Origin of the sequence: Xaviernesmea oryzae, assembly GCF_900109605.1 — a bacterium.
Classification (GTDB): Bacteria; Pseudomonadota; Alphaproteobacteria; order Rhizobiales; family Rhizobiaceae; genus Xaviernesmea; species Xaviernesmea oryzae.
Genome location: NZ_FOAM01000001.1, coordinates 145,077 through 159,708 on the forward strand (window position 1 = coordinate 145,077; position 14,632 = coordinate 159,708).

A 14,632-nucleotide genomic window follows, 5' to 3' on the forward strand; every position below is an offset into this window, starting at 1 on the left:
ACATGAATTTTTGGTCCAGCTGCGATCTATGGTCTGGACCCCCAAAGCCTGGTGACCTATCTCAGCCGCCGGTGTGAACGGAGCAGGTGTCAACAAGGTGCTCCGCCGGGGTGCCGTATTTGATGAAAGCCATTTCCGAAGGCCGGTTCGATCCCTGGCTTCATGCGATCTTGATCGGCCTGACGGTCGCGCCCTTCATCGTCGATATCATGATGCCTTTGGGCACGGCGATCTGGCTTGTCTACATTCTTGCCATCGCGCTGTCTTCGCTCACCTCACGTCCCGCCATTCCTCTGGTCATCGCCGCAGCGGCCACCGTTCTGATCGTGGTCGGCTTCATGCTGGCGCCCGCAGGGGTCAATCCGGAGATCGCCCGGGTCAACCGCTCGCTCTGCGTGATTATCGGCTGGATCATGGCGCTGAGTGGCTATGCCTTTATCCGCAACAAGGTGGAGATGCGGCGGAGCCAATGGTTGCGCCAAGGCCAGGTCGGCATGGCCGCGCGGGTGTCCGGCGAGCAGTCCGTCGAACAGCTGGCCGACAATGTGCTGACCTACCTGGTCGATTATGTCGGCGCGCAAGGTGCGGCCCTCTTCGTCAACCGCGAAGGCCGGTTCCAGCGCATGGGCGCCTATGGCCTGCCGGCGGATGCGCCGGTGCCAAGCGAAATTGCCCCTGGCGATGGGCTGATCGGTCAGGTGGCCAAGGATGGGCGGCTCATCGATCTTCACGAGGTTCCTGAAAACTATCTTTATGTCGGCTCTGCGTTGGGTCGCGGTCTGCCGCGCCGCCTTCTCATCGCGCCTGCCGGCACCGATGGCACGATCCATGCGGTGATCGAGCTCGGCTTTCTCAAGCCTGTTGACCATCCGGTCGAAGAGCTTCTCCGCCAGCTGTCCGACAAGATTGCCATCGCCATCCGTTCGGCCGAATATCGCGGCATGCTGCGCCGGCTCTTGGAAGAGACGCGCCAGCAGGCCGACGAGCTGCGCGCACAAAGCGATGAGCTGAGGGCAGCCAATGACGAGCTGGAAGCCCAGAGCCGCATTCTGCAGGACAGCCAGGCACGGCTGGAACACCAGCAGGCCGAGCTGGAGCAGAACAATGCCGAACTCGAAGCACAGACTAACGAACTGACGGCGCAGCGGGACGAGCTGACCCGCGCCCGCACGGAGCTGGAGCGGCAGGCGCGCGATCTCGAACAGGGAAGCCGCTATAAGTCGGAATTCCTCTCCAACATGTCGCATGAGCTGCGCACGCCACTCAATTCTCTGCTGATCCTGGCACAGCTTCTGGCGGAGAACAAAGCCGGTAACCTGACCGAAGAGCAGGTGAAATTCGCCCGAACGATCGGCTCGGCCGGCAATGATCTCCTGGTGCTGATCAACGATATCCTCGATATTTCCAAGATCGAGGCCGGGCAGGTGGAGCTGCAGATGCAGCCCGTGGCGATTGCCGATCTGCTGGCCAAGCTGAAGGGCACCTTCGATCCGACCGCAGTGCAGAAGGGGCTCGATCTTCAGCTCGCGATCAATCCAGCCGTCCCGACAACGCTCGTCACCGATCCGCAGCGGCTGGAGCAGGTGCTGAAGAATTTTCTGTCCAATGCGCTGAAATTCACCCATCGTGGCGAAGTTGCGCTGACCGTCGCCCGTCAGGGCGATGGGCTTGCCTTCAGTGTACGTGACAGCGGAATCGGCATTTCGGCGGATCATCTCGCCACGATCTTCGAGCCCTTCCGCCAGGCCGATGGCACGATCAGCCGCAAATATGGCGGCACCGGCCTCGGCCTGTCGATCTCGCGCGAGCTGGGCGCGCTTTTGGGCGGGCGCATCACAGTGTCGAGTGAGGAAGGCAAGGGGTCGACGTTCACGCTGATCCTGCCCATCGACCGCGACCTCGGCCTGGCCGAGAATACCCATGAGCCTACGCGCCGCATGAACATGGATGCCGTTCTTGCAAGCAGCGTTCAGGCGGAGAAGGCGCGAGACGCCGCGCCGTTTGCCGACATGCAGGCGCCTGCCATGCCGATCCGCGACGACCGGGCAACGCTGAGAGCCGGCGAGCGCATGCTGCTTGCCGTGGAGGACGATCCCGCCTTTGCCGAAATCCTATACGACCTCGCCCATGATCTCGGCTTTCAGTGCATCGTCGCCGGCACGGCCGATGATGGCGTGGTGTTGGCGCGGCAATATCTGCCGCATGCGATCATTCTCGATATCGGCCTGCCCGATCATACCGGTCTCTTCGTGCTCGATCGGCTGAAGCATGATTTGCGCACGCGCCATATTCCCGTTCATGTCGTCTCTGGCGCCGATTATGCGCTTAAGGCGCGCGCGCTCGGCGCGGCCGGCTATACGCTGAAGCCGGTGAAGCGCGAGGAACTGGCCCATGCGCTGGAAGGGCTGGAGAACAATCTGCAGGAGCCGGTGCGCCGCGTGCTGGTGGTCGAGGACGATGCCACCCAGCTTGAAAGCGTGGAGCTGCTGCTCGGCTCGCGCAATGTGACCACGGTCGGGGTGAAGACGGCGGCCGAATGTATCGAGAGACTGTCGAACGACGCTTTCGACTGCATGGTGCTCGATCTCACGCTCCCCGATGCTTCGGGCCTCGATGTGCTCGATCATCTGAGAGAAAACAGCACGCTCTCCTTCCCGCCTGTGATCGTCTATACGGGCCGCGAGCTTTCGGCCGACGACGAATTGCGCCTGCGCCGCTACGCGAAGTCGATCATCATCAAGGGCGCCAAGTCGCCGGAGCGGCTGCTCGACGAGGTCACGCTTTTCCTTCACCAGGTGGTTTCGGCCCTGCCCAACCGGCAGCAGGAAATGCTGGCGAAATCGCTCAACCGCGATGAGACTGTGGAAGGCCGGCGCATCCTGGTGGTCGAGGACGATGTGCGCAATGTCTATGCGCTCACCAGCATTTTCGAGGCGCATGGCGCCATGGTCACCATCGCCCGAAATGGGTTGGAGGCGCTCAGTGTCATCGAGAAGGGGCTTGCCGAGGGCGGCACCGTGCCCTTCGATCTTGTGCTGATGGATGTGATGATGCCCGAGATGGACGGGCTGACGGCCACGCGGGAGATCCGCAGCCGCTTCAAGCTCAACCATCTGCCCATCATCATGCTCACCGCAAAGGCCATGCCGCAGGATCAGGTGCAATGCCTGGCCGCGGGCGCCAATGACTACGTGACCAAGCCGCTCGACGTCGACAAGCTTCTGTCGCTGGTCCGCGTCTGGATCAGCCGGTGAGCGGATGATGGACCAGTCCCACGATATCGAGCTGACGCTGCTTCTCGAAGCGATCTACCGTGTCTGTCACTATGACTTCAGGGGCTATTCGCAGGCCTCCATCGCCCGGCGGATGGAGCAGGCGCGCCTACATTTCGGCTGTGCCAGCCTCTCCATGCTGCAGCATCTCGTTCTGCACCAGCCGGATGTGATGCGCGAGCTTTTGAATTTCCTGACGGTCCAAGTCAGCGAATTCTTCCGCGATCCCAGCTATTACAAACGGCTGCGCGAGGAGGTCCTTCCGCATCTGAGAACCTATCCCTCGCTGAAGGTCTGGATTGCCGGCTGCAGCGATGGCGAGGAGCTCTATTCGATGGCGATCCTTTTTCGCGAGGAGGGTCTCGCCAGCCGCACGATCTTCTATGCAACCGATATCAATCCCGAGGCGCTGCGCAAGGCGGAAGCCGGTATCTACGCGCTCGACCGGATCGCGCTGTTTACCGACAATCATCGTGCCTCCGGTGGGCGGACCTCCCTGTCGGATTACTATACCGCCGCTTATGGCGCCGCCGTCTTTGACAGGTCGCTCCGTGCGCAAGCGGTCTTTTCCGAGCACAGTCTCGTGTCCGACCAAGTCTTTGCCGAGATGCATCTGGTTTCCTGCCGCAATGTGCTGATCTATTTCGATCGCGATCTGCAGGATCGCGCCATTGGCCTGTTCGACCAGTCTCTGGTACGTGGCGGCTTTCTCGGTCTCGGCCTGCAGGAAACGCTCGCCTTTTCGCGTCACCACCAGAATTTCACGGAATTTTCCAGCCGGGAAAAGATCTATCGCAAGCAATTGATCCCGCGCGACGACGAAGGACTTCGCCATGTCGCTTGAGCCCATCACGTTTCTGATCGTCGATGACCTCGAGGAAAACCTGACGGCGCTGGAGGCGCTGCTGCGTCGTGACGGGTTGACCATCCTGAAGGCGCGCTCCGGCGCCGAGGCCCTGGAGCTTCTGCTCGTGCAGGACGTGGCGCTGGCGCTGCTCGACGTGCAGATGCCGGAGATGAACGGCTTCGAGTTGGCGGAGCTGATGCGCGGCTTCGAGCGGACGCGTGCGATCCCGATCATCTTCGTCACCGCGCTGCCGAGCGATGAGACCAGGCGGTTTCGCGGCTATGAGACCGGTGCGGTGGATTATCTGCAAAAGCCCATCGATGCCGGCATTCTCAAGAGCAAGACCGGCGTGTTTTTCGAGCTGGCGCGCCAGCGTCAGGAACTGGCGCATAACAGCGCGCAACTCACTCAGGCGCTGGCCCAACTGCGCGCCCATGCCAATAATTCACCCCTGGCCTTCGTCGATTTCGACCAGGCGCTGACGGTGACGGCCTGGTCGCAAGGGGCCGAGCGGCTGCTCGGCTTTTCGGCGCGCGACGTGGTTGGCCGCCCCTTCCGCCAGATTGGCTGGCTGGAGGCGGACGAGGCGGAGCGCTTCGCCGCCGAGGCTGCCCGTCTCCTGGAAGAACCCGGCGATGGTCGTGCAGTGGAAGAGTTTCGCCTTGTTCACCGCGATGGATCGGTCCGGGTCGCCGAATGGTATATTTCGGCGCTGGGCGGAGGCGGCGGTGTCAGGCCGACGCGGCTGTCGCTCAGCGTCCAGATCCTCGACATCACCGAGCGCCGCCGCGCCGAAGAAACGCAGCGTCTGTTGATGGGCGAGCTCAACCATCGTGTGAAGAACACGCTGGCCACCGTGCAGGCGATCGCTAGCCATACGCTGCGCCATGTGGCCGATCCCGGCGATTTCGCCGGCACGTTTTCGGGCCGGATCCAGTCGCTTTCCAAGGCGCATGCGCTGCTCAGCGCCACTAGCTGGAGCGGCGCAACGCTGGAGGAGATCCTGCGCGAGCAGCTGAGCCTCGGTTCGCTCGATCCCGCACGTTTCGTTGCCAGCGGCCCGGCAATCCAGCTGAAGCCGCAACAGGCCCTGCATCTGGCGATGATCCTGCATGAGCTTGCCACCAATGCCGGAAAATATGGGGCGCATTCCGTGCCCACAGGCCGGATCACGCTCGACTGGACACTCGCTGATGGCGCGCTCGACCTAGTCTGGCAGGAGCGGGGCGGGCCTTCGGTCGGCGCCATCACGCGCAAGGGCTTCGGTTCACGGCTGATCCAGCAGAGCGCCCGCGCCGAAGGCGGGGATGCACAGATGCAGGTGGCGCCGGAAGGCCTGACCTGGCGTCTGAAGCTGGTGATCGGACAGGCGCCGAGCACGCTCGGCGCCGGTTCGTCCGATCTTCCAGCCTTGAGCGCACCGGCAAAGGCCGGCAGCGGATTTCGCCAGGCGCAGCAGCCACAGGCTATCCCGCCGCAGGCTCTGCCGGAAAAGGCAGCCGAGCCGGAACCAAAGGCGAAAAAACGCATCCTCATCATCGAGGATGAGCCGCTGGTGGCACTCGATCTCGCCGAGCGCCTGGAAGAGGCGGGTTTCGACATTGCCGGGAGCGCCAGCGACATGAGCGAGGCCATGGTGTTTGCGCGCGACAGCGCCGCCGATGCCGTTCTGCTCGATGGCAATTTGCGTGGCGAACCGGTGGACGCCGTGGCCCAGGTTCTGAGCGACCGGTCCATCCCCTTCATTTTCGTCACCGGCTATACCCAAGAAAGCCTTCCCTCCGGCTTCCGCCATCTGCCGCTCCTGTCCAAGCCCTTCACCGACCGGCAGCTTTTCCAGGCGCTGGATCGGCTGCTGCCGGCTCAAGGCTGACTTTAGCCTGCGCAAGATCTGTCTGATTGAGCCGATCTCGCAGTAGCCGTTGCGTTTGTGCGCTCTAGCTTTGTCTCGACCCTTCCATCGAGCCTGCTCAAGACAGGAGCGCCCCTTCATGCCTGACGATCAGCATCCGATCCGCTCTGCCCGCCAAACCGGTGACGACACGCCGGATAACACCGCCGATGCGCCGCAAGAGCAGGAGGCGGGCGAGGCGGCAGAGAAGAATGAGAAGAAGCCGTCGATCTTTCGCCGCCATCCGCTCTGGATCCTGTTCGGCCTCGTGGCCTTCGTGGTACTGTGTATCGCCGGCTATATGATCTGGCTGATCTATTTCCACCCCTATGAATCGACCGACGATGCTTTTGTCGAAGCACGCAGCTTCGCCGTCTCGACCAAGGTGGCCGGCTATGTCGAAACCGTCTCGGTCAATGACAACCAGCATGTCGCAGCCGGCGCGACGCTGGTGACGATTGACCCGACCGATTATCGAATCGCGCTTGATCAGGCCAAGGGGCAGGTGGAATCGGCGCAAGCGGCGATTGCCAGTGCTGAAGCGCAGATCGCCGCTTCGGCCGCGGCCATCGATGAGGCGCGGGCGCAGCAGACTTCTGCCGCTGCCGCCCTGCAATTCGCGCAGGAGGAGGCCAACCGCCAGCAGGAGCTTGCCAAGAGCGGCGCCGGCACGGTGCAGACCGCGCAGCAGGCGACCTCGTCCTTGCGCCAGGCACAGGCCAATGCCGCCCAGACGCAGGCGAGCGTCGTCTCGGCCATGAAGAACAAGGCCGTGGCGGAAGCCCAGCGCGCCAATGCCATTGCCTCGCTGCACCAAGCCGAAGCGGCCGCGGCCGCTGCCGAGCAGAAGCTGAAGGACACGGTGATCACCGCCCAGCAGGCTGGCCGCGTCGTCCAGTTGTCCGGTGCCAAGGGCCAGTTCGTGGCACAGGGGCAGAGCGTCGCCATGTTCGTGCCCGATGAAGTCTGGGTGGTGGCCAATTTCAAGGAAACGCAGTTGACCGACATGCGTCCCGGCCAGCCCGTCTCGCTAACGATCGATGCTTATCCTGACCATCCGCTTCAGGGACGGGTGGATTCCATCCAGCCGGGTTCCGGCGTGGCCTTTTCCCTGCTGCCGGCCGAAAACGCTACCGGCAACTATGTGAAGGTAACGCAGCGCGTGCCTGTTAAGATCGTCGTCGACCGCTGGCCGCAGGATCTGCCCGTCGGTCCGGGCATGTCGGTGGTGCCGACCGTCACCGTGCGTCCGAGGTCGTGAGATGGCTGCCGCAACGGCCGCCGGCGGAACGGCGAAAAGCGGATCGACCGGAGGAACGAACCCCTGGCTGATTGCGCTCGTCGTCTCCATCGCCACTTTCATGGAGGTGCTGGACACGACCATCGCCAATGTGGCGCTGCGCTATATTTCCGGCGGGCTTGCGGTCAGTTCCGACGAGGCGTCCTGGGTCGTGACGACCTATCTCGTCTCCAATGCCATCGTGCTGGTCGCCTCCAGCTTCATTGCCAAGCGCTATGGCCGGCGGCTGTTCTATCTCGTCTGCCTTGCCACCTTCACCACCGCCTCGATCCTCTGTGGACTTGCCTGGAACCTTGAATCGCTCCTGGTTTTCCGAATGATTCAGGGCTTTGCCGGCGGCGGCATGGTGCCGATCTCGCAATCGATCCTGGCCGACAGCTTTCCGCCGGCCAAGCGCGGACAGGCCTTCGCGCTGTTCGGAGTCGCTGTCGTCGTGGCGCCGGTCGTTGGGCCGACGCTCGGCGGCTGGCTGTCCGACAATTTCTCCTGGCACTGGTGCTTCCTGATCAACGGGCCGGTCGGCGTTCTCGCCTTTGTGCTGGTCTATCTCCTGGTCAAGGAGCCGGAGTCCCTGAAGAAGGAGCGCGCCGCCATGAAGCAGCACGGCGTGCGTTTCGACATCATCGGCTTCCTGCTGGTGGCCACTTTTCTCGGTGCGCTCGAACTGGTCCTCGACCGTGGGCAGACGGAGGACTGGTTCGGCTCGAACTTCATCATCATTGCCACCACGATTTGTGTGCTGGCGCTTTTCATCGCCATTCCCTGGCTGCTCAGCGCCGACAATCCGGTTGTCGATGTGCGGCTTCTCGCCAGCCGGCAGTTCGGCGCATGCTTTGTCGTGATGCTGGCAACAGGCGCGATCCTGATCGCCACCACCCAGTTCATCCCACAGGTTCTGCAGGAGAATTTCGGCTATACGGCCACCTGGGCGGGGCTGGCGCTTTCGCCCGGCGGGCTGGTGACCATGGCGATGATGTTCGTCGCCGGTCGCATCACCGGCATCGTTCAGCCGAAATATCTGATCGCCATTGGATGCGCGATCATCGCCGTCGCCATGTGGGACATGACGCGGCTCTATGCCGATCTCAATTTCGGCTTCTTCGCCTGGTCGCGCATGATCCTCGGTCTTGGTCTGCCGCTGATCTTCATCCCCATCACCTCCGCCTCCTACGATGGGCTGCGCCCCGACCAGACGGACCAGGCCTCAGCCCTGATCAATGCCGCGCGCAACACGGGCGGATCGATCGGCGTTTCCATCGCCTCCAACGTGCTGGCCCATCGCGAGCAATGGCACCAGAGCCGGCTGGTGGAGCATGTCATCCCCTCCAATCCCAGCTATGATCAGACGCTGCAGACGTGGACGCAGTATTTCCTGCAAAGGGGTGTGGGCGAAGGCGATGCGCAGCGTCAGGCGATCGCAGCGATCGGCCAGCAGGTGGCCGAGCAGGCGAGTTATCTTGCCTATATCGACGTCTTCTATACGCTGGCGATGATCTCGCTCGCCGTCATTCCGCTGGCGCTGATCCTGCGGCGAGTCGATCTCGGCCATCAGGGCGCCGGTGCGCCCGGGCATTGATGCAGACCTACGCGCTCAGGGTGCGAGGTGGCGGAAGGCGGCGACCACTTCGTCATAGACCTTGCGCTTGAAGGCGACGATCAGCTTCGGCACCTCGTCCATCGGCCGCCATGCCCAGGCATCGAATTCCTGCGCATGTCCGCCCGGCGGTGGATCGATGGCGATCTCGCTATCGTCGCCTTCGAAGCGGAAGGCGAACCAGCGCTGCGTCTGGCCGCGATATTTGCCCCTGAGGCCGATGCCGATCAGATGCTCCGGAAGATCATAATTGATCCAGTGTGGCGCTTCGGCCAGCAGGCTGACGCTGGTCATGCCCGTCTCTTCGTAAAGCTCGCGGCGCGCGGCCTCCAGCGGGTCTTCGCCCTCGTCAATGCCGCCTTGGGGCATTTGCCAGCGCTCCGCCGAGCCGTCGAATTCCGAATTGCCTTCGGCGAGGCGCCGGCCGGTCCAGACCAGGCCCTCGCGATTGAGCACCATGATGCCGACGCAAGGACGATAGGGCAGGTCTTCAGCCTTCACCTTGGCAGCCTCGTGCTTCTTGCTCATCGTCCGGTCCTCGCATGATGTCGATCATCGCCACGCATGCCGCAAAGCATGCCGGTCTTCCGGCTGCTTAGCGCGCTTTCATGTCAAACACTAGAACGGCCGATGCCAAGGCCTCAGGGTTTGGCCGGATCCTTCGCGAGCGCGGAAACGCCGACGAATTCGATGCCCCGCGCCTCCGCCTCGCGCATCCATTGGGCAATGGCGTCGATGCTCTCGTCGAAGGCCGAAGCGGTGCCAATGGCCGTGCCGTTGCGACGCGCAATCCGTTCCAGCTCGTCGAGCTTCTTCAAAATAGCCTGCCGGTTGATATCGCCGTCGATGACCAGATCGCCAAAAGCATGGGGAACGGATAGAGCGTCGGCCAGGGTGCCGGTCAGAGACTGGGCGGAGGTGCCATCATCCAGGAAGAGCAGGCCGCGTTGGCCTGTTTCGCGCAGGACCGGCTCCAGCGCATCGGCATTCGAGAGAAAGCGGCCGCCGAGGAAGTTCATCACGCCGGTGTAATTGGTGATGCTGCCCATGGCGCGGTGCAAGCTTGCAAGATTGGCCTCGGCGCTGGCGCGGGTCTTCAGCGTGCGTGGGCCGGGGTCGTTGGCTGGATAATCGAAGGGCTCCATCGGCAGCTGCAGCAGGATTTCATGGCCGGAGCGGCGGGCATCCTGGGCCCAGCGCATCAGGCTATTGCCGCTCGCCGCCAGCGCCAAGGTCACTGCGGGGTCGAGCAGGCGGATGGCGCGGTCCGTTCCGGTCTGGCTCAGACCGAGCCCGCCGACGACGAGGGCGATGCGCGTCCCGCGCGCGCCGGACCAGGGCCGGGCGTAGAAGGCCATGGGCCGCGTGCCATTCGCGGCGATGATGGGCAGGCGCCCATCCGGCGTATCCTCATAAAGTTCGGGATTAGGCGTGGCGGCCATGCGCGGATCCTGGGTGCCGCTGGGGCCGACGGAAATGAGCGCTGGTCCGCCAGCACTGGTCTGACGCGGTGTGAACTTGGTGACCACCGAACCATCTGGATTGGTGGTCTGCGCGATGCCATCGGCACGCTTGGCCGGTGGAGCCGCCTGCGGCAGTACTGGCGGCGCGGGCTTTTCCGCCTGCTCGACAGGCATCGCCGCCTTGTCCATCAGCCCCGCTTGACGCTCCAGCGCAACATAGGCTGAACCGCCGACAAGAATCAGCACGGCGAGTGCGCCGCCCAGGCGGTTGAGCGTCAGTATTTTTCGACGCTGACGCTGAGGGGGGCGGTTCTGGCCGAGAGGTGCGTGGAGATCGGTTGCCAAGGAAACCTCTGGCCGGCGCAAAGGGAGGGGACGCACACCGTACAGGGCCAAGCGGCTGCAGGCAGGGTGGCGATATTCCTCATCTCGCACGCCATGCCTTGCGCGAAAGCTGCGCCTTACATCGCGCAGTGCAACAGCCATGAAAAAAACCGCCGCGGGAGACCCGGCGGCGGCTTTTTATCCTGGTGACGCTGAGAGGCTTACTTCTTCAGCTCGGCCTTCTGCGGGTTGGCAGGGAAGGCCGGGTCGGTCTTCTGGCCGCGCAACAGGTCCAGCGCGTAGTTCAGCTGGATGTCGTCCTTGGTTTCCGGCGGAACATAGGCAATCGAGCCAGAGCCTTCTTGCGTCTCGTTCTGGCCCTGGATATGGCCGCGCAGGCTCGACTCGCTCGTGGCTTCCACCTTGCCCAGCAGTTCCGGCGGCAGCGGCTGATCGACCTTGATGTCAGGCGTGATGCCCGTGCCCTGGATCGACTTGCCAGACGGCGTGTAATAGAGCGCGGTGGTCAGACGCAGCGCGCCGGCATCGCCGAGCGGGATGATCGTCTGCACCGAACCCTTGCCGAAGGAGCGCGTGCCGAGCACGGTGGCGCGCTTGAGATCCTGCAGGGCACCGGCGACGATTTCCGACGCCGAGGCCGAGCCGCCATTGACGAGCACGATCACCGGCTTGCCATCTGTCAGGTCGCCAGGCGTGGCGTTGAAGCGGCGGGTCTCGTCCGGATTGCGGCCACGGGTCGAAACGATCTCGCCGCGGTCGAGGAAGGCGTCGGACACGTTGATCGCTTGGTCGAGCAGGCCGCCGGGGTTCAGGCGCAGGTCGAGGACATAGCCCTTGAGCTTATCGGCCGGCACTTCCGACTTGATCTTCTCGATCCCGGTCTTCAGGTCGTCGAAGGTCTTCTCGGTAAAGGAGATCACGCGCAGATAGCCGACATCGCCTTCCGTGCGGAACTTGACGGCGCGCACGGCGATGACGTCACGCACGATCGACAGTTCGATCGGCTTTTCCGCGCCCTTGCGCAGGATGGTCAGCTTGATCGCCTTGCCGACCGGGCCACGCATCTTGTCGACGGCTTCCTCCAGCTTCAGGCCGCGAACATCCTGGCCATCGATCTTCGAAATGAAGTCGCCGGCCAAAACGCCGGCGCGCGCTGCGGGCGTATCGTCGATCGGGCTCGTCACCTTGACGAGGTCGTTCTCCATCGTCACCTCGATGCCGAGACCACCGAATTCACCCTTCGTCTGGGTGCGCATGTCTTCCGCGTCGGTCGCATTCATATAGCTCGAATGCGGATCGAGCGAGGTGAGCATGCCGTTGATGGCGGCCTCGATCAGCTTGTCGTCCTGTGGCGGGGTGACGTACTGGGCGCGCACGCGCTCGAAAACATCGCCGAAGATCGACAGTTCGCGATAGGTCGACGCGCTCGCCGCCACCGCGGGAACGGAGGCCGAGTAGACGACGCCCATCGCGGAAGCGCCCATCAACGCCCCGATCAGAACGAGTGAAGCCCTACGTATCATTGCGTGCCTTTCTGGTGTCTGATTCGGCCCACCAGGGTTGTGAATCAACCGGTTTGCCGTCTTTTCGAAATTCAATGTAAAGGGTTGGCCCCTGCGTTTCCAGCGCCAATGCAGCGGCGCTCGCCACGCGCGTGGCTCCCATCAGGCCAATGGGCTCGCCGGCGACGACAAACTGTCCCTGGCGCACATTGACCGCCTCCATGCCCGAGAGCACCACGTGAAAACCGTCGCCAGGGTTGAGAATGATCATCTGGCCGTAGCTGCGGAAGGGGCCGGCATAGACGATCCAGCCATCCGAAGGGGCTGTGACCAGCGTGCCGGCACTTGTCCCCAGCATCATCCCCTGCAGGGCATGGCCCGTGCCGTCATCCTCGCCAAATCGCTTGAGAATGGTGCCCGTTGCCGGTAGCGCCAGCTTGCCCCGCAAATCGGGAAAAGCATATGCGGGCGCAATACGGTTTTTGTCGGGCACGCCGGCCTCTGCCCGGGCCCGCGCGGCTTCGCGTTCGGCATCGGACAAGGCAGCCCGCGCGGCCTCTTCGGCGCGTGCTGCCTCCGCCGCCTGGCGCACGGAGGCGATCTGCCCCTCCAGCGAGCCGATCAGCCCGCCGAGATTCTGCGCCTGCGCCGCAAGCTGGGCAGAGCGGCGGCGCTCCGCCTCCAGCGCGCCTGCCGTCTCGCCATTGAGCTTTTCCTTTTCGACCAGGATCAGGCTCGTCCGGTGCTCTTCTTCCAGGCGTGCGGTCATATCCGCCGTCAAATGATCGCGTTCAGCGTCGATATCGCGCATCAGGCCGTTCAGGGCCGCAAGATCCGCCGCGAGCTTTTCGGTCTCGCTGCGAATGCCAGGCACAACCGCGCCGAGCAAAATCGCGCTGCGCACGGAGCCGAGTGCATCCTCCGGCGTGACCAGAAGCGCTGGCGGCGGATTGCGGCCCATGCGCTGCAATGCAGCCAGAACCTCGGCCAGGAGACCACGCCGCACTTTCAACGAATCGTGAACGGCGGCTTCGCGATCGCGCAGGTCGGCGAGTTTGCTTTCCCCCTTGGCGATCTGCTCCTCAAGCGTGCGGCGCTTGGCCGCCGAATCAACCAGGGCCTGGCGCAGGGCGCCATTGCTCTTTTCCAGTTCGGCAATCGTCTGCTGCAGCTCGCTTGCCTTGTCCTGCGACAGGCGAATGGTCTGTTCGAGCGCAGTGAGTTCGGTCTGCGTGGATTCGCGGCGCCTGGACAGTTCGGCGGCGGGGTCTTCGCTCTCTGCAGACCGCGCGGGCGGGATCGCCTGCGTTGAGACCACCGCATCCGGCGCGGGAGGCATACTCTCGCCGGCCGCTGCGGGACGATCCTGGGCAAAGCTGATGGCAGGGATGGCTGTCAGGGCCAGGCTGCTCACGGTCATGCCGAGAGCGCAGGTGCAGGCGCACAGACGCCTGCGCAGGCGTTCCGCCACGCTGAACCCGGTTTCGCCGCTGCCGTGCTGAGCGTTCATGCCGCTCGCCACCCATTCCCCAGAGCATATCAGGTGAAAATCGGATCACCATGAATGAAGCGATCGCGCTTCATCTGCTCTCTCTTTGTTTCTGCGCATACCCGCGACAGGCCTCGAAGCGGTGCAGGCTAGCCTCGCGACCTTTTGTGTGGCTTGTCCTGATAAGGAATTGACCGCCTGTGCCGTCTAAATCTCCGCCAGCCCCTTGGCCGTACATCCCTGGCCGTGGCGCACCATCCTGGCGAGAATAGGGCGGTCTGCTCAAGGGCGAAAGCCGCTCAGGCCCGGTGATAAGGATGGCCGGAAAGAATGGTGACCGCGCGGTAAAGCTGCTCGGCGATCAGGATGCGCACCAGCTGGTGCGGCCATGTCATGCGTCCCAGGCAGAGCACGGCATCGGCCCGCTCCCGCAAGGGTGGATCGAGCCCATCCGCGCCGCCGATCGCAATCATCATTTCCCGCTTGCCGCTATCGCGATAGGTGGCAATCATCTGCGCGAACTCCTCGGAGCCTAAGGCCTTGCCGCGTTCATCGAGAAGAAGCAGCACGGAATTGTCCGGCAGCGCCTTTTCCAGAAGGATCCCTTCCTCCTTCATCCGCGCCGGCGCACTGCCAGCCCGGCTTTCGCCCACTTCGACCATGCGGGAGAATTCCAGCCCGATAGCCGGCCCGGCCTTGGCGAAGCGGTCGAGATAGCGCGCTGCGAGATCGCGCTCCGGACCGGATTTCAGCCGGCCGACAGCAAACAATCCGACACGCATCGCGGCTCTCCTATGGCAGGTCGCAAAAACAAAGACCCTGTCTTGCGTCAAGGGCATGCGTTGAAACAAGAGCCAAAATCGTCGCTACACATTCGGGTGGGAAGAGGTGACGGTGGCTGATCGTCGCCAACGGCGAGCCTCCGGGCT

The 14,632-nt window shown here is 63.4% G+C and carries 10 protein-coding genes; 5 read left to right on the forward strand and 5 right to left on the reverse strand.

The window, feature by feature from the left end:
- Window positions 1–122: 122 nt before the first annotated feature.
- The 5 genes from BMX61_RS00575 (at window position 123) to BMX61_RS00595 (ending at window position 8,886) form a co-directional block, all read left to right on the forward strand.
- Window positions 123–3,254, forward strand: coding sequence for a hybrid sensor histidine kinase/response regulator (locus BMX61_RS00575; RefSeq protein ID WP_075627377.1), 3,132 nt, complete (start codon window positions 123–125; stop codon window positions 3,252–3,254).
- A gap of 4 nt (window positions 3,255–3,258) precedes the next feature.
- On the forward strand, window positions 3,259–4,116 hold the full coding sequence (locus tag BMX61_RS00580; RefSeq protein WP_075627376.1) for a CheR family methyltransferase: 858 nt from the start codon (window positions 3,259–3,261) through the stop codon (window positions 4,114–4,116).
- Complete coding sequence (locus BMX61_RS00585; RefSeq protein WP_075627375.1) at window positions 4,106–5,992, forward strand: response regulator; 1,887 nt, start codon at window positions 4,106–4,108, stop codon at window positions 5,990–5,992. Before BMX61_RS00580 ends, BMX61_RS00585 begins: the two co-directional genes overlap by 11 nt.
- 118 nt (window positions 5,993–6,110) lie before the next feature.
- Window positions 6,111–7,271, forward strand: coding sequence for an HlyD family secretion protein (locus BMX61_RS00590; protein ID WP_075627374.1), 1,161 nt, complete (start codon window positions 6,111–6,113; stop codon window positions 7,269–7,271).
- 1 nt (window position 7,272) lies between these two features.
- A complete protein-coding gene (locus tag BMX61_RS00595) occupies window positions 7,273–8,886 on the forward strand; it encodes a DHA2 family efflux MFS transporter permease subunit (protein WP_075627373.1) in 1,614 nt (537 codons plus the stop codon).
- A gap of 15 nt (window positions 8,887–8,901) precedes the next feature.
- Here BMX61_RS00595 and BMX61_RS00600 read toward each other — a convergent pair whose 3' ends face one another.
- From BMX61_RS00600 to rlmH, 5 genes are all read right to left on the reverse strand, one after another.
- Window positions 8,902–9,432 carry an RNA pyrophosphohydrolase gene (locus tag BMX61_RS00600; protein WP_075627372.1) on the reverse strand — a complete coding sequence of 177 codons (531 nt, stop codon included), beginning with the start codon at window positions 9,430–9,432 and terminating at the stop codon, window positions 8,902–8,904.
- Window positions 9,433–9,545: 113 nt separating this feature from the next.
- Complete coding sequence (locus tag BMX61_RS00605; protein WP_075627371.1) at window positions 9,546–10,712, reverse strand: divergent polysaccharide deacetylase family protein; 1,167 nt, start codon at window positions 10,710–10,712, stop codon at window positions 9,546–9,548.
- A 200-nt stretch (window positions 10,713–10,912) separates the two neighbouring features.
- Window positions 10,913–12,235, reverse strand: coding sequence for a S41 family peptidase (locus BMX61_RS00610; protein ID WP_075627370.1), 1,323 nt, complete (start codon window positions 12,233–12,235; stop codon window positions 10,913–10,915).
- Complete coding sequence (locus BMX61_RS00615) at window positions 12,225–13,634, reverse strand: murein hydrolase activator EnvC family protein (protein WP_075627498.1); 1,410 nt, start codon at window positions 13,632–13,634, stop codon at window positions 12,225–12,227. The genes BMX61_RS00610 and BMX61_RS00615 overlap by 11 nt, the downstream gene beginning before the upstream one ends.
- 368 nt (window positions 13,635–14,002) lie before the next feature.
- On the reverse strand, window positions 14,003–14,485 hold the full coding sequence (rlmH, locus tag BMX61_RS00620) for a 23S rRNA (pseudouridine(1915)-N(3))-methyltransferase RlmH (protein ID WP_075627369.1): 483 nt from the start codon (window positions 14,483–14,485) through the stop codon (window positions 14,003–14,005).
- Between the last annotated feature and the right edge of the window lie 147 nt (window positions 14,486–14,632).

What these genes read in the sequence shown, in the direction of transcription:
- BMX61_RS00575 (WP_075627377.1), top strand. Translation starts at nt 123, where the DNA reads ATGAAAGCCATTTCCGAAGGCCGGTTCGATCCCTGGCTTCATGCGATC.
- BMX61_RS00580 (WP_075627376.1), top strand. Translation starts at nt 3,259, where the DNA reads ATGATGGACCAGTCCCACGATATCGAGCTGACGCTGCTTCTCGAAGCG.
- BMX61_RS00585 (WP_075627375.1), top strand. Translation starts at nt 4,106, where the DNA reads ATGTCGCTTGAGCCCATCACGTTTCTGATCGTCGATGACCTCGAGGAA.
- BMX61_RS00590 (WP_075627374.1), top strand. Translation starts at nt 6,111, where the DNA reads ATGCCTGACGATCAGCATCCGATCCGCTCTGCCCGCCAAACCGGTGAC.
- BMX61_RS00595 (WP_075627373.1), top strand. Translation starts at nt 7,273, where the DNA reads ATGGCTGCCGCAACGGCCGCCGGCGGAACGGCGAAAAGCGGATCGACC.
- BMX61_RS00600 (WP_075627372.1), bottom strand. Translation starts at nt 9,432, where the DNA reads ATGAGCAAGAAGCACGAGGCTGCCAAGGTGAAGGCTGAAGACCTGCCC.
- BMX61_RS00610 (WP_075627370.1), bottom strand. Translation starts at nt 12,235, where the DNA reads ATGATACGTAGGGCTTCACTCGTTCTGATCGGGGCGTTGATGGGCGCT.
- BMX61_RS00615 (WP_075627498.1), bottom strand. Translation starts at nt 13,634, where the DNA reads ATGACCGTGAGCAGCCTGGCCCTGACAGCCATCCCTGCCATCAGCTTT.
- rlmH (WP_075627369.1), bottom strand. Translation starts at nt 14,485, where the DNA reads ATGCGTGTCGGATTGTTTGCTGTCGGCCGGCTGAAATCCGGTCCGGAG.